General features: G+C 61.5%; 16 protein-coding genes and 1 pseudogene. 13 read left to right on the plus strand and 4 right to left on the minus strand.

The features are described from left to right. Nucleotides 1-53 precede the first annotated feature (53 nt). The 4 genes from Q4E11_RS08345 to Q4E11_RS08360 form a co-directional block, all read right to left on the minus strand. Nucleotides 54-4,112, minus strand: a complete 4,059-nt coding sequence (locus Q4E11_RS08345) for a Pls/PosA family non-ribosomal peptide synthetase (RefSeq protein ID WP_303165128.1) — start codon at nt 4,110-4,112, stop codon at nt 54-56. Next, nucleotides 4,109-4,867 (minus strand): MarR family winged helix-turn-helix transcriptional regulator, encoded by a 759-nt coding sequence (locus tag Q4E11_RS08350; protein WP_303165129.1) that lies wholly within the window; start codon nt 4,865-4,867, stop codon nt 4,109-4,111. Before Q4E11_RS08350 ends, Q4E11_RS08345 begins: the two co-directional genes overlap by 4 nt. Before the next feature lie 179 nt (nt 4,868-5,046). Beyond that, nucleotides 5,047-5,343 carry a rhodanese-like domain-containing protein gene (locus Q4E11_RS08355; RefSeq protein WP_303165131.1) on the minus strand — a complete coding sequence of 99 codons (297 nt, stop codon included), beginning with the start codon at nt 5,341-5,343 and terminating at the stop codon, nt 5,047-5,049. Between the two features lie 363 nt (nt 5,344-5,706). Next, nucleotides 5,707-6,180 carry an inorganic diphosphatase gene (locus Q4E11_RS08360; RefSeq protein WP_303165132.1) on the minus strand — a complete coding sequence of 158 codons (474 nt, stop codon included), beginning with the start codon at nt 6,178-6,180 and terminating at the stop codon, nt 5,707-5,709. Nucleotides 6,181-6,298: 118 nt separating this feature from the next. On the opposite strand from Q4E11_RS08360, the gene dacB reads away from it, so the two are divergent. The 13 genes and pseudogenes from dacB to panC all read left to right on the plus strand — a co-directional run. Next, nucleotides 6,299-7,753 (plus strand): D-alanyl-D-alanine carboxypeptidase/D-alanyl-D-alanine-endopeptidase, encoded by a 1,455-nt coding sequence (gene dacB, locus Q4E11_RS08365; protein WP_303165134.1) that lies wholly within the window; start codon nt 6,299-6,301, stop codon nt 7,751-7,753. 83 nt (nt 7,754-7,836) lie between these two features. Beyond that, entirely contained in the window at nt 7,837-9,132 is a 1,296-nt protein-coding gene (locus Q4E11_RS08370; protein ID WP_303165136.1) for an amidase family protein, read from the plus strand. Continuing rightward, a complete protein-coding gene (gene tilS, locus Q4E11_RS08375; protein ID WP_303165138.1) occupies nt 9,125-10,324 on the plus strand; it encodes a tRNA lysidine(34) synthetase TilS in 1,200 nt (399 codons plus the stop codon). The genes Q4E11_RS08370 and tilS overlap by 8 nt, the downstream gene beginning before the upstream one ends. A gap of 61 nt (nt 10,325-10,385) precedes the next feature. After that, nucleotides 10,386-10,970, plus strand: coding sequence for a hypoxanthine phosphoribosyltransferase (gene hpt / locus Q4E11_RS08380; protein ID WP_303165140.1), 585 nt, complete (start codon nt 10,386-10,388; stop codon nt 10,968-10,970). Between the two features lie 235 nt (nt 10,971-11,205). After that, complete coding sequence (gene ftsH, locus Q4E11_RS08385) at nt 11,206-13,761, plus strand: ATP-dependent zinc metalloprotease FtsH (RefSeq protein ID WP_303165142.1); 2,556 nt, start codon at nt 11,206-11,208, stop codon at nt 13,759-13,761. A gap of 9 nt (nt 13,762-13,770) precedes the next feature. Next, the gene (folE, locus tag Q4E11_RS08390) at nt 13,771-14,346 is read left to right on the plus strand and encodes a GTP cyclohydrolase I FolE (protein WP_303165144.1); all 576 of its coding nucleotides are present in this window, start codon (nt 13,771-13,773) and stop codon (nt 14,344-14,346) included. Between the two features lie 84 nt (nt 14,347-14,430). Beyond that, nucleotides 14,431-15,384: a dihydropteroate synthase gene (gene folP, locus Q4E11_RS08395; RefSeq protein ID WP_303165280.1), complete on the plus strand. Its 954-nt coding sequence runs from the start codon at nt 14,431-14,433 to the stop codon at nt 15,382-15,384. Nucleotides 15,385-15,387: 3 nt separating this feature from the next. Further along, nucleotides 15,388-15,792 carry a dihydroneopterin aldolase gene (gene folB / locus Q4E11_RS08400; protein WP_303165146.1) on the plus strand — a complete coding sequence of 135 codons (405 nt, stop codon included), beginning with the start codon at nt 15,388-15,390 and terminating at the stop codon, nt 15,790-15,792. Continuing rightward, nucleotides 15,789-16,304, plus strand: a complete 516-nt coding sequence (folK, locus tag Q4E11_RS08405; protein WP_303165148.1) for a 2-amino-4-hydroxy-6-hydroxymethyldihydropteridine diphosphokinase — start codon at nt 15,789-15,791, stop codon at nt 16,302-16,304. The genes folB and folK overlap by 4 nt, the downstream gene beginning before the upstream one ends. A gap of 2 nt (nt 16,305-16,306) precedes the next feature. Continuing rightward, nucleotides 16,307-16,798 (plus strand): DUF3180 domain-containing protein, encoded by a 492-nt coding sequence (locus tag Q4E11_RS08410; protein WP_303165150.1) that lies wholly within the window; start codon nt 16,307-16,309, stop codon nt 16,796-16,798. Nucleotides 16,799-16,808: 10 nt separating this feature from the next. After that, nucleotides 16,809-17,990, plus strand: coding sequence for a DUF6779 domain-containing protein (locus Q4E11_RS08415; protein ID WP_303165152.1), 1,182 nt, complete (start codon nt 16,809-16,811; stop codon nt 17,988-17,990). Nucleotides 17,991-18,037: 47 nt separating this feature from the next. Continuing rightward, on the plus strand, nt 18,038-18,958 hold the full coding sequence (locus Q4E11_RS08420) for a Rossmann-like and DUF2520 domain-containing protein (protein ID WP_303165154.1): 921 nt from the start codon (nt 18,038-18,040) through the stop codon (nt 18,956-18,958). Nucleotides 18,959-19,052: 94 nt separating this feature from the next. Continuing rightward, nucleotides 19,053-19,994, plus strand: a pseudogene (gene panC, locus Q4E11_RS08425) (pantoate--beta-alanine ligase); the annotation flags it as partial. Between the last annotated feature and the right edge of the window lie 98 nt (nt 19,995-20,092).

Below are 20,092 nucleotides of genomic sequence, written 5' to 3' on the forward strand. Positions count from 1 at the left end.
TGCTGTGCTGCATCCGCCCCTTTTGGAAGGAGTTCGAGCTCTCCAGAGTGTGCCTACTTCTTCTTGGCCACAACCGGTTCAATCGGGTTACCGCGCCAGGACGTGTGCGCAGGAACGTGGTCACCGCGCATGACCAGGGAGCCTGGCTCGACGCGGCAGCCGTCGTCAAGCACAGACGCCGGCAGCGCGACCGAGTGCGGGCCGAGGACGGAGCCGCGGCCGATGCGGACGGTGTCCAGCGTCATCACGCGGTCGGTGAACAGGTGCGTCTGAACAACACAACCGCGACCAACCGTCGCACCGCGTTCGATGGTGACAAGGTCAGTCTCCGGCAGCCAGTAGGTCTCCAGCCACACACCGTGGCCGACCTTCGCGCCGAGCAGACGCATAGCGCGGGCGATACCGCCGGTGGCCATCGCCGGGTTCATGTACCACGGTGCGGCCACCATCTCGACGAAGGCATCCTGCAGCTCATTGAGCCAGACGAACTTGCTCCACAGCGGGTGATCGCCCGGCTTGTGCTTGCCGACGCACACCCACTTGGCCAGGATTGTGACCAGCAGCCCCAGCACACCTGCAATCAGTAGTACGGCAGGGGAGAGCAGCCACGCGACCAGCAGGCCGAGCAGAGCAGCGCCAACGCCACCAGCAGCAATCAGCTCTGTGGTGAACACGCCAATCCACTGCAGGCTAAACAGCGTGAGAACCGCCAGCATGAGAGAGACCATCGGCGCCAGCAGGCGCAGAGTCTCCACCACGCCGCGGGCGAACTTCAGGCCCTTGGTCGGGCGGTATGTATTCGCGGACTCATCGCTGGTGACAGTACCCACGCGGCGCATGCGCTCCGGTGGGGAGCCCCACCAGTTGGAGCCGGCCTTGGTCTTCTTCGGAGTAGAGGACAGTACGGCGACAAGCGAGTTCTTCGCCAGCTTGCGCTCGGGCAGCGTGATGCCGGAGTTGCCCAGGAAGGCGCGCTTACCAATGCGGGAGTCACCCACCAGCATCCAGCCGCCGCCGAGCTCGTAGCTGCCGACCATCGTGTCGTCAGCCAGGAAGGATTCGTCCTTGACATGCAAGAACTTTGGAATACCAATCGCGGTGGAGACCTCGCTGTCGTGGCCGATACGAGCACCGAGCGCACGTAGCCACACCGGGGTCAGCATGGATGCGTAAATCAGGAACAGGTCATGGCGAGCTGCATCCATCAGGCGAATGGTCGCCCAGGCCTGCCAGCCCACGCGTGAACGCACTGGATACACACCCGGCTTGAGCCCGATGCTGAACAGTCGAACCAGAATCAAGGTCAGCAGCGCGTAGACCGCGATGCCAGCCACGGCCGCAGGGATGGCCCACAGGAGGGCGCTGCCAACAGTTGGCCAGAGAGTTGTGGTGGTCACCTGGGTGGAGCCGTCGATAAGCCCCGTGCCCAGGCCGATGACCGCAGCCATCGATACCGCGGCGGAAAGCGGCACCAGCGTCAGCAAAATAGCGGTGAGGCCATAGACTGCGACCCAGTGGCGACGCGCCGGCGGCACCTCCTGCGGGAAGCGGTGCTTTGAGCGACCGACCTTGCGCGCCGGCGAGCCCGACCAGCGTGCGCCGGACTTGACCTTCTTCTCGCCGGTGACCGTCGAGCCGGCCTCAATGTGCGCACCGTTGCCAATCCGCGCGCCGGGCAACAGCGTGGAGCGCGCGCCAATGCGGGCATGCTTGCCCACAGTCACCTCGCCGACATGGACGACATCGCCATCGACCCAATAGCCGGACAGGTCCACCTCTGGTTCGACGGAGCAGTAATCATCCAGCTTGACCAGACCTGTCACCGGCGGCAGTGCGTGCAGGTTCACGCCCTTGCCAATGGTTGCACCGAGCATTCGGGCGTACCACAGCACAAACGGCGCACCCGCAACCGAGCGCACGCCTGAGCTCTCGGCCAGGCGTTCTGCCGCCCACAGGCGCAGATGGACGGAACCACCGCGTGGGTAGTCGCCCGGGGTGAGGTTGTGCGTCAGCATGCGCGTAATCAGCGCATTGACCGGCATAACACCCAGCGGAGTCAGGAAAAGCACGGCCAGCAGCGCAACCAACCAACCCGGCACCGTCAGGGGCCCACCGATGACCCAGTTGATAATTGCCAGCCAAGTCACCCAGCGCACACCGCGCGCCCACTGCAGAGGCACCATAAGCGCGACCTGCGCCCAACGGGTCTTGCGGGACACTGGTGTCGGCTCGGGCACCGTTTCCAGGTTGGCGGTGGCGTCGCTGGTGCCGTCGGCCAGCGATTCGTCGCTCACGAAACCGCGGCTGATCAGTTCTTCGGCGAGATTGCCCAGGCGCGGGTGGTCGTAGAGGTCGCGCACGGCGACCTGCGGCGCGCGCTCACGAATGCGCGCAATCACGCTCGCCGCCGCCAGCGACGTGCCGCCGAGGGCGAAGAAGTCCGATGCCGCGCCTGGCGACGGCACGGAGAGCACATCCGCCCAGATATCCGACAGCCATTTTTCGACAGGGCTCAGCTTGTCGACGTTCTCTTCACCAGCTCGTGCCGGCAGTGGCCACGGCAGAGCCGCCTTGTCGACCTTGCCGGAGGTGCGCACCGGCAGCTCATCCATGATGTGCAGGCGCGGCACCATCGCGGCGGGCATGGCCTCGCGCAGGGTGGCCATGCACTTGTCGTAGTCCATGGCGTCCGCGTCGCCACCTGCGCCGACATAGCCGACCAGGATGGAGTCGCCAGCGCCGGTCTTCTGCACGACAACAGTGGCCTGCGTAGCACCCGGCAGTGCCGCCAGATGTGCTTCGACCTCGCCGAGCTCAATGCGGCGACCGCCGATTTTGACCTGGTCATCGACACGGCCGGAGAAAATCAGCCCGGCATCGTCCATGATGACGTGGTCGCCCGTGCGGTAAGCGCGCTTCCAGCCCAGAGCCGGCAGCGGTGCGTACTTCTCGGCATCCTTCTCCGGATCCAGGTAGCGGGCAAGGCCCACACCGCCGATGACCAGCTCACCCTGCGTTCCCGGAGGTACTGGGTTTCCTTCCTCATCGATAACCGTGAGATCCCAGCCGTCCAGCGGAAAACCAATGGTCACAGGCTTGCCCGGCTCCAGCTTGGTGCCGGAGGCAACCACCGTGGCCTCGGTCGGGCCGTAGGTGTTCCACATCTCACGCTCCGGTGTGGACAGGCGCTCAACCAGCTCCTGCGGGCAGGCCTCGCCGCCGACGATGAGCAGGCGCACGCTATCGAGTGCCTCTGCCGGCCAGAGGCCAGCCAGCGTCGGCACGGTGGAGACAGCCGTGATGTGGCGGGAAATCAACCACGGGCCCAGGTCCACGCCGGAGCGCACCAGCGAGCGCGGAGCCGGCACCAGGCAGGCACCATTGCGCCAGGCCAGCCACATTTCCTCACAGGAGGCGTCGAAGGCGACGGACAGGCCGGCCAGCACACGGTCATCCGGGCCGAGCGGGCCCTCCGGGTGATCGGCGAGGAACCAGCGGGCCTCAGCATCAACAAACGCTGCTGCACTGCGATGCGTTACGGCCACGCCTTTGGGCTTGCCGGTGGAACCGGAGGTGAAGATAATCCAGCAGTCATCGTCAGGTGTAGGTTCCTGCGAAATCACGTCGTGCGCACTCGGATGCTTCGGCTCATCGTCCTCATCGTCCTCATCGTCCTCGTCGTCCGAGTCGCTGTCGTTCTTCGGGCGATGCCCCGCCAGTGAGCCCGACAGGTGCAGGCCGTCGGCATCGAAGTAACCGGCGACATCCGCTTCGCCGAAGACCATCTCTGCACGCTCGTCGGGGTCATCCGCATCCACCGGAACGTAGGCAGCACCGGCCGCCATGATGGACAAAATAGCGAGGTAGAGCTCGCGGCTTCCCGACGGCATCCGCACACCAATACGGTCACCACGACGAATGCCCTGCTCATAGAGCCAGGCCGCCGTTGCATCCATTTCGGCGACCAAGTCAGCATACGTGACGACAACCTCGCCGTCATCAATCGCCTCAGCCTCGGGGAAGCGCCGTGCAGTCGCTCGCACGATATCAATCAGCGTGCGCTCAAGCGGCTGCTCCGTGGCGCGCAGGAACTTCTGCTCCGTGCTGATCACTTTGCAGCTCCCTTCTTCTTTTTCTTGCCCTTTTTCTTCTTCGACTTCTTGCGCTTGGGTTGCTGCTCTTGCTTCACGACGGTCCCAGTAACCTCGGCATCCGAGTTGGTCTCAGACTTTTTGGCAACCTTTGAGTCCTCAGCGGAAGCTGCATCCTCAGCATCATTATCGCTGCTCACGGTTTGGTCGGCAGCGGAGCCGTCGGCAAGCGATGCGAGCAACGTGCGCACCTCGGGTGAGCATTCGGCAACTGCGGCGCGCTCGGCTCGGCGCAGCGAGCGACGCAGCGATGCGCGAGTGGTGTTGCCCGCCTGCGTCAGCGCGATGAGCTGGCGGCGGCGATCCTTGGCATCACGCGTGCGTGCAACCAGATCTGCGGCCTCCAGCGAGTCGATGAGGCGGACCATGTCCGAGCGGTCCATGCCCAGCAGTGCGCTGAGCTCGGTCTGTGCCATGTCGCCGCCGTCGGCAATCGCTTCGAGCACCCAGTAACCACGGATGGTCATGGACTCAATCTGAGTGCGAGCGAGTGCGGCATTGACGCTGGTTCGCACCATCGAGTCGAGCTGTGCGATGCACCATGAGGCAGACTTGCGCAGCGCTGCCGGAGCTACAGCGGGCTCTGTGGTCGCGGACTTGTTCTTGCCTTTAGATTTCGAGCTCTTGCGAGCTTTCGTGGCCGGTCTGTCGGCCTTTATGTCGGGGGATTCTGCAGGTGCAGGCTCCCCCGATGGAAGTACGGATGAATCAGACATACTTCCTATCATAGACAATCTGAGGAAAACCCAATAATGGGACATGCCCAATCATTTAATGCGCGATTTCCTGCGGATAGATAAACCGGCGGTGACCAAATGGTTGGTCACCGCCGGTTTGCTCACTGTATTTGGGAAGGCTGTTAACCTCTGACCCCTAGATGGCTCTTAGTTGGGCCCTAGTTGGCCTTTTCGATTGGTCGGCCGAAGTGCTCCCAGTCGATCATGCCGCCGGTAATGACAATGGTGTCGATACCGTTCTTCTCCAGCCAGGAAGCGACCTGCGCGGAGCGGCCACCCGAGCGGCACATCAGGTAAATGTCGGAGTCCAGGTCCAGCTCGCCGTAGCGGACTGGGATTTCCTCCATCGGGATATGGATGGAGCCAGCTGCGTGGCCGTCATCCCATTCCATTTGGGAGCGAACGTCGATGATCTGTGCGCCCTCAGGTACTTCAGTAACTTTTACAGATTCCATAGTGCGCACTATACGCAACCGGTGAGGGGTGGTTAAAAAGCGGCGAGGCATCGGCAAACCTGGAGTGGCGGTGCGGGATGGTGCATTGCGCTTTTGCCTGCACACCGGCGCCGCCCTTAAGAAAGTGATTACCTTTAAGGCAGTTTAGGGGCGATTATTGGCTGAAAAATGCCATAAAACTAATCAGTTTCACATGTGCTACATAAAAGAAAGCCGCCGGAGCATAAAACTCCGACGGTTTCGCCGCTGTTGTGGGTCTGGGGCTGCCTCGGCCTGGCCGTACTTCGCCAGCCCTCGCCAGCTTTAGCTCAATCCACGCCAGCCAGAGGCCCAAGCTCTCCGAGCCCCAAAAGCCCAAACGCCTTACTTGAAGCGCTCGACAGCCTCAGCCAGAATCTTCTCAGCCTCTGCCTTGTCGCCCCAGCCCGAGCCGGAAACTTCCTTGCCCGGCTCCAGATCCTTGTAGTGGACGAAGAAGTGCTCAATTTCGTCCTTGGTGAACTGGGAGACATCGTCGATATCCTGGTAGTTATCGAAGCGAACGTCATCCAGGACGCACAGCAGCTTGTCGTCGCCACCGGCCTCATCGGTCATCTTGAAAACGCCGAGCGGGCGAGCCTTGACAATAACGCCCGGGAAAACCGGCTCCGGCAGAATCACGAGAGCGTCCAGCGGATCGCCGTCTTCGCCGAGAGTCTCATCGATGAAGCCGTAGTCGGCCGGGTAGGCCATTGGGGTGAACAGGTAGCGGTCGAGGTAGACCTTGCCGGTCTCGTGGTCGACTTCGTACTTGTTGCGCTGGCCCTTCGGGATCTCAATAGTGACCTCAACGCTCACAGCGATGACTCCTTATAATCGGTGTACACTTCTCTGACGGCTATCTTATGCGAAACCCGCTCAAAATCATTCATCCGTGCACCTTAAGCGGGGTTTTGTTTTTAGGAAGAAGGTGTTTGTGACCGTGGGAAAATCCGCCTCAACCGACTCGAAAACCTCCAAGGGCACGGAAAAGTCGGCCAAGTCGGCTAAGCCCAAGCGGTCGCGCGCGCTGCGCATTGGCGGCGGAATCGCCGGTGTGATTGTGCTCGCACTGGGCGGCGGCGCGGCGGTAGTCATCAATGACAACCGCCAAATTGTCGTCGAGGCACCACCCGCCGTCAGTCACGTCGCCGCACCTGCCGCTGCTGCGCAGTCTTCGCTTGACGACGGTACGTTGCGGCAAAAAGTCACTGAAATCATGGAGGCCTCCGCGGCGGATCCGGCCTTCGGCCAGCTGCACGCGGTTGTCTCTGATGCGTCCACCGGCCAGCAGTTGTGGGCTAAGGATGACAAAGCGCTGGCCACGCCCGCGTCGAGCCTGAAGATTCTCACCTCCGCTGCAGCCCTGTTGGGCCTGGGGGAGAATCATCGCGTGGCCACCTCGGTTTCGCGGGTCACAGGCACCAATGACGTCGTATTGCAGGGCGCGGGCGACCCCACCTTGAGTGTCGACGGCGAGGGCTTCTTCAACGACGCGGCCTCCATTGCGGATTTGGCGGAGAAGGTATCTAAGGCCATTCCGGAGGGAGTCGGCACTGTTTATGTGGATACCTCGTTGTTTACGGAGACCTTCCACGACAAGTGGGAGCGCGAGGGGCTCGCGGACGGCTATATCGCACCGGTCGAGTCAGTCATGGTCGATGCTGGCCGCATTGACCCGACCGATGAGGACTCGCAGCGCAGTGCCACGCCGGCAGCGGATGCGGGTGCGGCTCTCGCCACGGCATTGGGCGCGAAAAATGGTGGCAATCTCGCCGAGGCGGAAAAGGACGGCGCGCAGTTGCCACTGGATCCCAGCCCAGTGGCCACGGTGGATTCGGCTCCGCTGATTACTCGAGTCCACGACATGATGAACTTCAGTGACAACGTACTGGCAGAGTCCATTGCCCGTGAGCTGGCCATTGCCCGCCACCTGCCGCCGACATTTGCCGGGGCGGCGCAGGCTGTCCGCGATACCCTCACCGAGCATGGTTTTCCTCTCGATGGCGCGGTGCTGTCGGACTCCAGTGGGCTCAGCACGGACAACCGGATTACACCGCAACACCTCGCAGAAGTGTTGAATGCGGCAGCTGGTCCGGAGGGGTCACAGGAAGCAGGGGAGACGTCGGAAAGCAAAGCCCTGCGTCCGCTGCTGGATTGTCTGCCTGTAGCTGGGGTGTCGGGCACGCTGACCACGCGCTTTGATGGAACGCCGGGTGCCGGTGTGGTGCGTGCGAAGACGGGCACGCTGAACAAGGCATCGGCGCTGGCGGGATATGTGGTGACGGAAAGTGGGCAGGTGCTCACGTTCGTGCTGATTTCCAATGAGGCCAGCCTGCTGCCGGCGAGGGCGGCGGCGGACAAGGCGGCTAGTAAGTTGGCGGAAATTTAGCGCAAACGGCCGTGTATTTCACCTGGCAAAGGTAATCTCAGGAATCACATATTTGTGTGATTTTGTGAGGAGTTCCCGACGCCATGGCCCCGAAGCATGCGAAAACTCAGCCCTCTTTCTTGACCCACAATCTGCCGGTCCATGAAATTGCCGAACAGGTCCGCGCCGGGCATGTGCCGGCTGTTGAGGTAGTGGAGCGGAGTCTCGAGGCGATTGATCGACTCGATGGCGAGATTGGGGCATTCCGAGAGGTCTGGCGTGAGCGCGCATTGGCGCAGGCCGAGGAACTTGCGCAGCGCGCGGATGTGGCGGAGCTGCCGCTGGCGGGTGTGCCCTTCGCTATCAAGGAAAACACCAGCTCGGAGAATATTTTCATCCGCACGCTCACCGCGGCCGGTGCCATTCCGGTGGGCACGACGGTGAATCCGCAATTCTGCACGTGGGGTACAACGACGCTGCCGGGGCATGCGGTCAATAACCCCATCAAGCCCGGTCATACTGCGGGCGGCTCCTCGGGTGGTTCAGCGGCTGCAGTGGCGGCGGGCATGGTGCCCTTCGCACAGGGCAATGACGGCATGGGGTCGCTGCGCATTCCAGCCGCGTGCTGCCATCTTTCCACTCTCAAGGCCACGCCCGGCGTCATGCCCGGGCGCGTGGGCGGCAACGATTGGTACGGCATGTCGGTGCACGGCGTACTGACCACCAACAACTCCGACCTTCGCCTTATCACCAAGGTGCTTACCGACGGTCTCGTCGACGCCTACAATCCCGCGACAACGTTGCCCGAAAATTTCGCAGTCAATGTCGATACCTCGGCGCCAGTTTTCGGTATTTCGGCGGCCGATGAATATGCGGAGGCCGCTCGCCAGGCGGCGAGAGTGTTCGCTGATAACGGCATTGCGGTTACGGAAAAGAAGATGCCGTATCCGCTCAATCCGCTGCCGATGGTGGCGCGGTGGACTGCGGGCGTTGCGGATGAACTGCGGTCGGGGCCGAAGCCCGACCATCTGGAGTGGCGTAACCGCGTGCATGCCTATCTGGGGCGGGTTTTGAGGTACATCATCAATGATCGACACGTGGTGCGCGACCGGGCACGATTGGAAAAGCAGCTTCCAGGTGACACAATTTTGATTACCCCGGCGCTCGCACATGAGCCCGTGAAAAACAGGCCGTGGCATCGTTTGCCCTGGATTGCCAACTTGGTATCCAACCTGTACTTCACGCCTTTTGTCTCGACGTGGAACTACCTCGGTTTCCCAGCGGGAATCGTGGTGGAGCCGGTCACGGGATTGCCGGTTCAACTCATCGCTCGACCAACTCAGGAACACATCTTGCTCACCGCAATGGAAACCATCGCCTCTGGTGGACGCATTGGCTAATTCCACCGAATCCGCACGCCGCAAGCGTGTGGAGCCGTTCTGGCCAGAGCCGAGTCCGCACTTTGTGAAGGTTCGCAATGCCGTAAAAGCTGCACTGCGGAGCGTGGATGTCACTCATGGCGTGGTCATCGGGCTTTCCGGTGGCGCGGATTCGCTGGCGCTGGTGGCTGCCACATGTGCGGAGGCAGTTAGCCCGCGGGGGTTGCTGTATTCGCTGGGGCAGGAGCGGGAGCTGGGGCAGGGAAGTGGCGCGAGACCGCTAAGCCCCGTCCATGCCGTGGTGATTGACCACGGGCTGCAAGAAGGCTCGGATGAGGTGGCCAAGCAGGCGGTCGCAAAGGTGAAGAAACTCGGTGCCAGCGCCGAGGTCATCAAGGTAGACATCGACGAAGACGACCCTGCGGGGCCTGAGGCCTCGGCGCGGCTGCACAGACACGAAGCACTGCGTGCCGTGGCAGCTAAGCGAAAGGCGCCGCTGCTGCTAGCGCACACTCTCGATGACCAGGCCGAAACGGTGATTCTTCGGCTGGCGCGCGGTGGTGGCCCGCAGGCGCTATCGGCCATTCGCGGGGACTCCCTCTGGTCCGATGGCACCAGGATTGTGCGGCCACTGCTCACCGTCCGGCGAGCCGATACTCTCGGCTGCTGCGAGGAACTGAACCTCGACCCCTGGCATGATCCGCACAACCGGGAGCATCGTTTTGCCAGGGTTCGAGTGCGGGAGCTGCTGCTTCCCATGTTGGAGGAGCAACTTGGGCCAGGAGTTGCCGAAAATCTGGCCAAGACCGCGCAGATTGCCGCCGCTGACAACGACGCGCTCGATCACATGGCCGAGGAGGCGCTGACAGAGCTGGCAGGGCTCACCGCCGGGAACGCCGACGGCACCGCAAAGCCGGTCACAAGTCAGCAACCGCTAGCAGCGCCGAGGTTGAAAACTCGGGACGTCGGCAAGCTTCCGCGTGCTGTGGCGACGCGGGTGATTGCGCGCTGGCTGCGTGGTGCTGGTGCGGCACCGTCGAGCGTGCAGATTGAGCAGGTGCTGGCGCTGGTGACGGACTATCACGGGCAGGGCGGGGTGGCTGTCAGTCGTAGCAAACGAGCTGGTACCGGCGAGCCCAGAGATGTCAGGTTGGTCGTCGAGCGAAAAGATGGCACTCTAAAATTGGTAATGGACCTAAATTGTGGTGCCTAAAATTGGGAGTCCGCACGGCTCCTTCGACACACCGCCAAGTAAAGCGCGGAAAGGAATTGCGATGCATGATGTGAAGGATTTCAACGTCCCCGCAAACCCCTACGGCGATGACGTAGAGGCAGTGCTCATCTCTGAAGAGGAGTTGCATGCACGCATTGCCGAAATGGCACAGCGAGTCAGCGAGAAGTACAAGGACGCTGATAGTGACTTGATTCTGGTCGCAGTGCTCAAGGGCGCGGTGTTCTTCCTGACCGACTTTGCTCGTAATCTCACCATCCCCAGCCAGATGGAGTTCATGGCCGTTTCCAGTTACGGAAACTCATCTTCGTCGTCAGGCGTGGTGCGAATTCTGAAGGACCTGGACCGCGACATTGAAAATCGTGATGTCGTGATTGTGGAGGACATCATTGACTCCGGTCTGACCCTGACTTGGCTGATGAAGAACCTGCGCAACCGCAATCCGCGTTCGCTGGAGGTCATCACGCTGCTGCGCAAGCCTGAGGCTGTGCGCACTAACATCGAGGTCGCCGACATTGGCTTCGACATTCCGAATGAGTTCGTCATCGGCTACGGCCTGGACTACGCAGAGCGTTACCGCGATCTGCCGTACGTCGGCACGCTCCACCCGCGCGTGTACCAGAACTAGTATCGCGCGGCACCGGTACAGAGTGTCCGATGCTTTACGACGAGCATTGCGAGTGCAACCTACGAATTCCTCACGGTGGAAACTCTTTTAGGTAGTGCATCGTTAAACCTAGTGTGGGGTCAGGTGCTGTGAGCCCTGGCCCCTCTTTTGACGTATCTTCGGCTCGCAGTCGTTGATGCGTACAATTAATAAAAGCAACTAATAGATTGTAGAGAGCGAAAAGCGAACCCACTGTATGGATAAGAAAAAGGTATTCCGGTTTGCCACCATTGCCGGCATTATCCTGATCATCCTCTTTGGCATCACCACGTTGACGGATGATTCTCGGTCCTACCGCGAAGTCGATACTTCCGTCGCGCTTACCCAGCTGGATAAGGACAACGTCAAGGAAGCTCAGATTGATGATCGTGAGCAGCGAGTCCGTCTGACGCTAAAGAAGGGCGTGGAGGTCAAGGGTACGGAGGACGTCACCAAGGTGATGGCCAAGTACCCAGCACGTGCCACCGACCAGGTCTTTGACAAGGTCGCAGGCGCCAAGGGCGTGGAGAAGTACAACACCAAGGTCACTCAGGAATCCTTCCTGATGTCCACGCTCAGCTTCCTGCTGCCGATGGTGATTTTCTTCTTCGTCATCATGTTCTTCTTCAGCCGTATGCAGGGTGGCAAGAACGGCATGTTCGGCTTTGGCGGCAACCGCGCCAAGCTGCTGAGCAAGGAGTCGCCGAAGAATACGTTCGCCGATGTTGCTGGTGCCGACGAGGCAGTTCAGGAACTCGATGAAATTAGGGACTTCCTGCAGCACCCGTCTCGCTATGAGGAACTGGGCGCGAAGATTCCGCGTGGTGTTTTGCTCTACGGTCCACCCGGTACCGGTAAGACGCTTCTTGCGCGCGCAGTCGCCGGTGAGGCCGGTGTGCCTTTCTACACCATCTCCGGTTCGGACTTCGTTGAGATGTTCGTCGGTGTCGGTGCTTCTCGTGTTCGTGACCTGTTTAATCAGGCCAAGGAAAACAGCCCATGCATCATCTTCATTGATGAGATTGATGCCGTCGGTCGCCAGCGTGGTGCCGGCATGGGTGGTGGCCACGATGAGCGTGAGCAGACGCTGAACCAGCTGTTGGTGGAGATGGACGGTTTCGGTGACCGCCAGGGTGTCATCATCATGGCCGCTACCAACCGCCCGGACATTCTGGACCCGGCGCTGCTGCGTCCGGGTCGTTTTGACCGCCAGATTCCGGTGGGTGCTCCGGACTTGAAGGGCCGCGAGGCAATCCTGAAGGTTCACGCCCGCAACAAGCCTCTGGGACCGGATGCGGACCTGGAGTCGCTGGCCAAGCGCACCGCCGGTATGAGTGGTGCGGATCTGCAGAACGTGCTCAATGAAGCTGCTCTTCTAACCGCCCGCGTCAACGGCAACATCATTACTGCGGATGCACTGGAAGAAGCGGTCGACCGCGTGATTGGTGGTCCGCGTCGTACCTCGAAGGTGATTTCTGAGCAGGAGAAGAAGGTTACCGCGTACCACGAGGGCGGTCACACGCTGGCCGCCTGGGCGCTGAAGGATATTGAGCGCGTCTACAAGGTGACCATTCTGGCTCGTGGCCGCACTGGCGGTCACGCACTGACTGTGCCGGAAGATGACAAGGGCATGTACAACCTGCCTGAGCTGTTTGCCCGCTTGGTCTTCGCCATGGGTGGCCGTGCCGCCGAAGAACTGGTCTTCGGGCTGCCGACCACCGGTGCCTCTGCCGACATTGAGCAGGCCACCAAGATTGCTCGCGCTATGGTCACCGAATACGGCATGTCGCCGAAGCTGGGGCCGGTTAAGTACGGCGAAGAGCAGGGCGACCCATTTGTGGGCCGCGGTGGAAGCGGCAGCCTCGACTACTCGCCGGATGTGGCAGCGATGATTGATGAGCAGGTTCGACTGCTGATTAACAAGGCTCATGATGAGGCGTACGCGATTTTGAAGGAAAACCGCGACACCCTTGACGTGCTGGCGGAGAAGCTGCTGGAGAAGGAGACCCTGCGTCGTCCGGATCTGGAAGTTATCTTCACCGATGTTGTGCCGCGTGAGCGTCTGAACTTCTTCGACAGCGATCCAAAGCACCCAGCTGATGGTCGAGAGCCGGTTAAGACTCCGGTTGAGTTGGCCATTGAGCGCGGTGAGGAACCGCCACGCCGCGTCAACATCTTCGCTCCGGTTCGCCGTTCTGAGCCGAGCGAGCAGGAAAATGCGCAGGGCAACCAGGGCGGCCAGGTCGATCAGAATGGGCGCGGCAACCAGGGACTGCCACCGGCCGGTTCCCAGCAGAGCCGTCCGAATGTCCCGGTCTACGGTGGCACCCCGCCGCCGGCTGGCTGGACCGCTCCGGGCTGGCCGCCGAAGGACTCGAACAACGCGCAGTCTCCGGCACCGGCTCCGGCGCCGGCACCGGCACCGCGCCCGGAGGATTCCGCCCAGCAGTCGCGCGAGCGTGGTCAGCACCCAGGTGCAGCCAATTACCCAGCTGGCCCGTCGGCACAGGGCCCGGCCAACATTCCGGCTCCGCCGCAGATGCCGCAGTCGCCGTCGTCAGGCCGCCATGCCGATCAGAGTTCCGACAGCGACGCGACTCCCACCTCGGTGATTCCGTCGGTCGGTTCTTCGCAGGAGCTTCGTGGATTCCGTCTGCCGGAAAATGAGCAGCCGGACTACAAACCCGCCAATGACGCGGGCAAGCATGCCGCTGACGGTTCCACGGAAGAACCAAAGAATACTGGCGAGTCGGAATCTAACGAGGAGCGATAAAAACACATCATGGAGGATAAATTCGATCAGGCACGGGCTGAAGCTGCAGTCCGTGAACTGCTGATTGCCGTCGGTGAAGACCCCGACCGTGAGGGTCTGCGGGAAACTCCGGCGCGCGTGGCCCGCTCTTATAAAGAGATTTTCGCGGGCCTGCACGTCGACCCGTCTGAGGTATTGGCAAAGACCTTCAATGAGGGCCATCAGGAACTCGTGCTGGTCAAGGACATCCCGATTTACTCCACCTGTGAGCACCATTTGGTGCCGTTCTTCGGAGTTGCCCATATCGGTTACATCCCAGGTGAGGACGGGCGTGTGACCGGTCTGTCCAAGCTGGCTCGACTGGTTGATCTCTACGCTAAGCGACCGCAGGTGCAGGAGCGTTTGACCAGCCAGGTCGCGGATGCGTTGGTTGAGCGTCTCAATCCGACCTCTGCCATCGTGGTCATTGAAGCAGAGCATCTCTGCATGGCCATGCGCGGTATCCGCAAGCCGGGTGCGCGCACGGTGACATCGGCAGTGCGCGGTGGCTTTAAGTCGGACGCTCGTTCGCGTGCGGAGGCAATGGCGCTGATTCGCAAGAATTAGTGGACTAAGTGGAAAGGCTGGAACAACAAGGTGACTGAGGCGAGGTCGGCAGCGCAGGCAGCGCAAGTACAGGGCATGCAGAGCATGCTTGCAGAAAACGCGCGTGAGCGCTGCAAGGTGATGGGCATTGTCAACGTCACCGAGGACAGCTTCTCCGACGGTGGTCTGTATAAGACCTTCGATGCAGCAATCGCGCATGCACATGAGCTCGCCGCCGAAGGTGCCGACATCCTCGACATTGGCGGTGAATCCACGCGCCCCGGTGCACACCGTGTGAGCGAGGAGGAGGAAATCTCCCGCGTTGTTCCCGTCGTCCGCGAGCTGGCCAAGGAAGGCCACCTAGTCAGCGTCGATACGATGCGCGCCAGTGTCGCCGAGGCCGCCATCGCCGAAGGCGCGGTCTTTATTAACGACGTCTCTGGCGGTCTCGCCGACCCGAATATGTATCGCGTCTGCGCCGACGGTGAGGTTCCAATCTGTCTGATGCACTGGAAGACCGACCGCTTCGGCTCGGCATCGGGGCGCGCTGAAACACACCCGGACGGCATTGTCGCCGATGTCCGTAAGCACCTGCTCCGGCTTGTCGACGACGCCCTGGCTGCCGGCATCGTCGAGGAAAATATTGTCCTCGACCCAGGTCTCGGCTTTGCCAAGAATGCCGATGACAACTGGGCTCTGTTGCACGGCCTGCCGGAGCTAATTGACTTGGGTTTCCCAGTTCTCGTCGGTGCGTCTCGCAAGCGATTCGCCGCTGCCATCGGCGGTGAGGCTCGTGCGCCAAAGGAAGCCGATGCCGCGACTGCAGCTATCTCAACGCTTTCCGCCGCCGCGGGTGCCTGGGCAGTGCGTGTCCACAATGTGGCCGATAACCTCGACGCTGTGCGCGTTGCACAGGCATGGGGGCTGGGGCGCTCACTCACCGGTTACAGTGCCGCTGGCGATTACCCGGAAGGCGGCGGCAACCGTGCGGCCGACAACTCGGGCAACTCGGGCAACGTCGCTGCCGACTCGGCGACTACCACGACAGAAAGGGCATAACCTGTGGCGGATCGAATCGAACTCAAAGGCTTAAAGGCGCACGGCTACCACGGCTGCCTCGACTTCGAGCGTCGCGATGGCCAGGATTTCATCTGCGATGTCACCCTGTGGCTGGACTTCCGCGCTGCCGCGGCCTCCGATGAGCTCGACGACACCGTCAGTTATGCCGACGTCGCCGCCACCGCGCACGCTATTTTGACTGGTGAACCGCGCAATCTCATTGAAACGGTCGCCACTGATATCGCTGAGGCAGTGCTTGCCGACGACGATGCCCGGGCGGAACGCGGGCTATCGCCACTGCTGCACGCAGTGGAAGTGACCATCCACAAGCCGAATGCACCAATTCCGCTGGAGTTTGAAGATGCCGCGGTTACGGCCCGCCGTTCGCGAAAGAAGCGGTTGTCATGATTCGGGCAGTCCTTTCCATCGGTGCGAATATGGACCACGCACGCGAGAACTTGGTCGCGGTGCGAGACTACTTCGCCGATGAGCTGGTAGCTGCCTCCCAGATTTTTGCAACTCCGCCATGGGGCGGGGTGGAGCAGGGTGATTTCCTCAATGCCGTATTGATTGTGGAGACCACCCGCACTCCCAGGGAGCTGCTCGAGGCCGGTTGGAAACTGGAAAATGACGCCGGTCGAGTACGCAAAATTCATTGGGGACCGCGCTCTTTGGACGTGGACGTGGTTCAGGTCATTGATCTGGAAGATGGCACGGAGATTATCTCTGATGACCCAACGCTGACATTGCCGCACCCGTGGGCCGCGCAGCGCGCGTTCGTGCTGGTGCCATGGTTAGATGCCGACCCGGATGCACGTCTTGGGGAGGTGGCGGTCGCGGCACTCGTCGATAAGCTGGACCCATCGGATGTGGCGTCGGTGCGCCTGGCAGATGGCCGCGAGGATGGAGAAGGGGCCTAGAGATGAAACCGACTTCGCCGATTGCTCTGATCGGCACAGCAGTTGTGCTGGCGCTGGCGTCGTGGATGATTCTGGCGCGGTTTTTCGGTGTCCTTGGCGCGCGAAGCTGGTGGGACCTGGGCTTTCCCTGGGTGCTCACGGCAGTCTGCGTGGCGGCGGCGCGGTGGATTAAGTCGGTACTTGAAGAAGGTCGCGTCGGCCAAGACCGCAGTCAAGTGCAGCCGTTGACGCTGTCGCGCTGGCTTGTGGTCGGCACCTCGTCGGCGTGGTTGGGGGCAATCCTCGGTGGGCTGTACGCCGGTGGCATGCTGTGGGCATTGCCCAAGTGGACGGAATTGGCGGCGGCGCAGCACGACGGCCCTATCATGATTGTCGGAACAATCTCAGGGATTTTGCTTGCGCTAGCAGGCCTGTGGCTGGAAAAAGTATGCCAATTGCCGACAGATGGCGAAAAAATTCACCGCCTAACGGGGAATTGGGAACTAACTCGGTAGGGTGGGAGTTATGACTGACCTCTCCAACGCCGGAAATGATCCGACGAGCTCGGATGATGCCACGTACTTCTACGGTGACACGAACTCGCAATCGCCCAACGCCGCTGATAATTCGGACCAATTTGGCTCGGATGGCGCGGTGAATCAGGCGGGTATTCAGGCCCAGGATGCGGCAGAGCAGGAATCCAAGGATGGAATGACTGAGAAGACTGCGGTCATCCTTATGGCTGTGCTGCTGGTGCTTGCTGTAATTGCCAGCATTGTCATGCTCTTTGCCTCCTCTGCGGGGTGGATGAAGATTGCGGTGCTGTTGGCGCTGTGGGCCGCCGTGATTGGTGCGGTGTTGGTTACCCGCTACCGCAAGACCATCGCGCTGGAGCGCAAGCGGTTGGAGACCATTGAGGAGCTGCACAAGGTCGAGCTCGATCGCGAGTTGGCAACTCACCGCGAGCAGGAGTTGATTCTGGAGCAGAACTACCTGGACTCCCTCGAGGGCAGCAATGACGACAACATTGCGGCGCTGCGCGCGGAGGTTTTTGCGCTGCGTGCCCAGCTGGCTGAGTTCATGGGCGAGGATTTCGACGATGAGCAGGTAGCACTGCGAGCTCAGGCAGAGCGTCTGCGCGAGTTGGACTCCCCGCAGCAGGCTTCGCCGCTGAAGGACCCGACTGGCCATGATCGCCCGACTCCGCGTGCGACCTCGCACCGCGTCGAGGTCACCGCTAATGGCACCGTCGGCGCGCACACGCAGCACGGCGGGGGCTCCGGAAATTCGGATTCGCCAGTGGAGAATGCGGAGGCTACCGATATGCAGCGCACTTTCTCGCCATCGGGTCAGCCAGTGGATGTCTCTGAGGTCGCCGACTCCCACGACGGCGAGGAGACCGCGGACAGGGAGAAGTTCTCCACTAATTCCTTCCGCGCCATCAACTGGCAGGAAACTCCCGCTGACAATCAGCCTCGCGGTGCGCACGAGCAGCGCGGCGGCCAGGACACTTCTGCTGCATGGCCGACCGACGAAGGTTCGGATTCCCCGACTCGTCAGCTGCAGGCCATCGAGGACGAGGACCTGGAGGAGTCGCCGGCGCAGGAGGCCCCAGCACATGGTCGTCGTCGCGCAGAGGACAACAAGGGCAGTCTGACTGTCGCTGAGCTGATGGCACAGATGCGACAGAAGAAGCAGGACAACTAAGAGTTCGACTCTTCGCAGCTGCAGGCTTTGGTCTAACCTTGTCAGTCATGACGCAAAGCCAGCATTCACACCATCCCCGCCAGACATCCGCACCGCGGTTGTCGGTGGGGATTATTTCTGCCGGAAAAGTCGGCGTTGCCCTCGGTGAAGCACTTCAGCGATGCGGTCACCGCGTCACCCACGTCGTCGCGCGCTCGAGCGAATCGACCACCCGCGCGCATCTTCGTCTGCCCGACGCTCACATCAGCAGCGTTGCAGAGACCGCTGCCGCCTGCGAACTCATCATCATCGCCGTGCCTGACCGTGCCATTGCGGATGTCGCCGAAGAAATCGCCCGCTACGTCGGTCCCGGCACAATCGTCCTGCACACGGCAGGTTCCCTCGGCCGCGCCGTCCTCGATCCCGTCGCGCTCACCGGCGCACTCACCATCGCCGCACATCCCGCGATGACATTCGCAGGGCTTGCCGACGACGCCGATTTGTTGCCCGGTTGTCCCTGGGGCATCACAGTTGGCGATGAACTGGCTAAAACCGTCAGTGAACTGCTGATTGGTGAGCTCGGTGGCCGCCCGGTATTTATTAACGAACGCCACCGCAGTCTCTATCATGCGGCCATGGCACACGGTTCCAACGGACTCGGCGCGGTTGTGGTTGACGCGGTGGAGATGCTGGCCGCCACCATCGGTGAGGATGTCGCTGCGGAGGATACCGACCTGGGGGAGCTGCGCCGAGGCCAAGCCGCCGAGCTGCTGCGACCGCTCCTGGAAGCATCCCTGGACAATGCTTTGAAGTGGGGCTCACGGGGGCTGACTGGCCCCGTTACGCGTGATGACCTTGGGACCGTCGTCAAGCATGAGCGCGAAATTGAAGCGGCGGCACCACAGATACGCGGTGCGTATGTGGCGCTTGCAGAGCGGATAGCTGAATTGCGCGGTGCTACGGAGGTCTTGCGGTACTTGCGCGATTGATCTGGGGAGCCGCGGTTCGGGGAATCCGGGCGGTGGCGTAAGGTATTGCCGTCGGGCGAAAGTTAGGTCCGTTACTTTTTATCGCGGAGGAAACATGACGGGATTTACCGCCGGAGAGACGACTGTTCACAAGACTATTGCCGGAATTTCGCAGGTTACTCGTGCGTTGCGGAAAACTGGCCGTCCAGTGGTGCTGGTGCCGACGATGGGCGCGCTGCACCAGGGCCATCTTGAACTGGTAGCGGCTGCGAAGACTCTGCCGCGTGCGGTGGTTGTGGTGTCGATTTTCGTCAATCCACTGCAGTTCGGTGAGGGCGAGGACTTTGATGCCTACCCGCGCACGCTCGAAGCGGACGTGGAAAAGCTGAAGGCTGTCGGCGCGGAGCTGGTGTTTGCGCCGAGTGCGCGTGAGATGTACCCGAACGGTTTCCGCACGACGGTGCAGCCGGGGCCGCTGGCCACTGAGCTGGAAGGTGCTACTCGTCCGGGACACTTCGCGGGCGCGCTCACGGTGGTCAACAAGCTGTTCCACATCACCAACTGCACGGATGCGGTGTTTGGTGAGAAGGACTACCAGCAGCTGTGCCTGATGCAGCAGATGGTCACGGACTTGAATATGCCAGTGCAGCTGCACGGCGTTCCTGTAATCCGTGAGGCCGACGGGTTGGCGATGAGCTCGCGCAACCGTTATCTCTCTGAGGAGCAGCGCGGGCTGGCAGTAACCCTGTCCGCAGCCTTGACCGCCGGTGCTTTTGTCGCTGATCGCGGTGCAGATGCCGTGCTGGAGACCGCCCGTGGTGTCCTTGCCAGCCAGCCTGAGGTAGAGCTGGATTACCTGGAGTTGCGTGATGCTGCGCTCGCTCCGCTGTCCAGCGAGGTGCTGAGCGGAAACGGTGAGGAGACCGAAGCACGCCTGCTGATTGCCGCCAAGGTCGGCACTACACGTCTGATTGATAATGTCGGCCTCATTTTGGGCGCGCCTCGTCCGGATGCCATTCATGGCCACGGAATGCTGGGACAGAAGGACGCTGAGATTGCTTCGGCTGCACTGTCTGCCGCTGGGCTCGATGGAGAGCTGACGGAGGAGGAAGCTGCGGAGCTGGCAGAGCTGCAGGAGAAGGTTCATGCAGCGCG

It is taken from the genome of Corynebacterium sp. (assembly GCF_030532195.1).
GTDB lineage: Bacteria > Actinomycetota > Actinomycetes > Mycobacteriales > Mycobacteriaceae > Corynebacterium.

Bases quoted from the DNA above. Each gene is read 5' to 3' on its own strand.
- folK (WP_303165148.1), top strand. From the start codon at position 15,789: ATGATTCGGGCAGTCCTTTCCATCGGTGCGAATATGGACCACGCACGC.
- hpt (WP_303165140.1), top strand. From the start codon at position 10,386: ATGCATGATGTGAAGGATTTCAACGTCCCCGCAAACCCCTACGGCGAT.
- ftsH (WP_303165142.1), top strand. From the start codon at position 11,206: ATGGATAAGAAAAAGGTATTCCGGTTTGCCACCATTGCCGGCATTATC.
- Q4E11_RS08370 (WP_303165136.1), top strand. From the start codon at position 7,837: ATGGCCCCGAAGCATGCGAAAACTCAGCCCTCTTTCTTGACCCACAAT.
- Q4E11_RS08415 (WP_303165152.1), top strand. From the start codon at position 16,809: ATGACTGACCTCTCCAACGCCGGAAATGATCCGACGAGCTCGGATGAT.
- Q4E11_RS08355 (WP_303165131.1), bottom strand. From the start codon at position 5,343: ATGGAATCTGTAAAAGTTACTGAAGTACCTGAGGGCGCACAGATCATC.
- Q4E11_RS08410 (WP_303165150.1), top strand. From the start codon at position 16,307: ATGAAACCGACTTCGCCGATTGCTCTGATCGGCACAGCAGTTGTGCTG.
- Q4E11_RS08350 (WP_303165129.1), bottom strand. From the start codon at position 4,867: ATGTCTGATTCATCCGTACTTCCATCGGGGGAGCCTGCACCTGCAGAA.
- folP (WP_303165280.1), top strand. From the start codon at position 14,431: ATGCTTGCAGAAAACGCGCGTGAGCGCTGCAAGGTGATGGGCATTGTC.
- folE (WP_303165144.1), top strand. From the start codon at position 13,771: ATGGAGGATAAATTCGATCAGGCACGGGCTGAAGCTGCAGTCCGTGAA.
- Q4E11_RS08420 (WP_303165154.1), top strand. From the start codon at position 18,038: ATGACGCAAAGCCAGCATTCACACCATCCCCGCCAGACATCCGCACCG.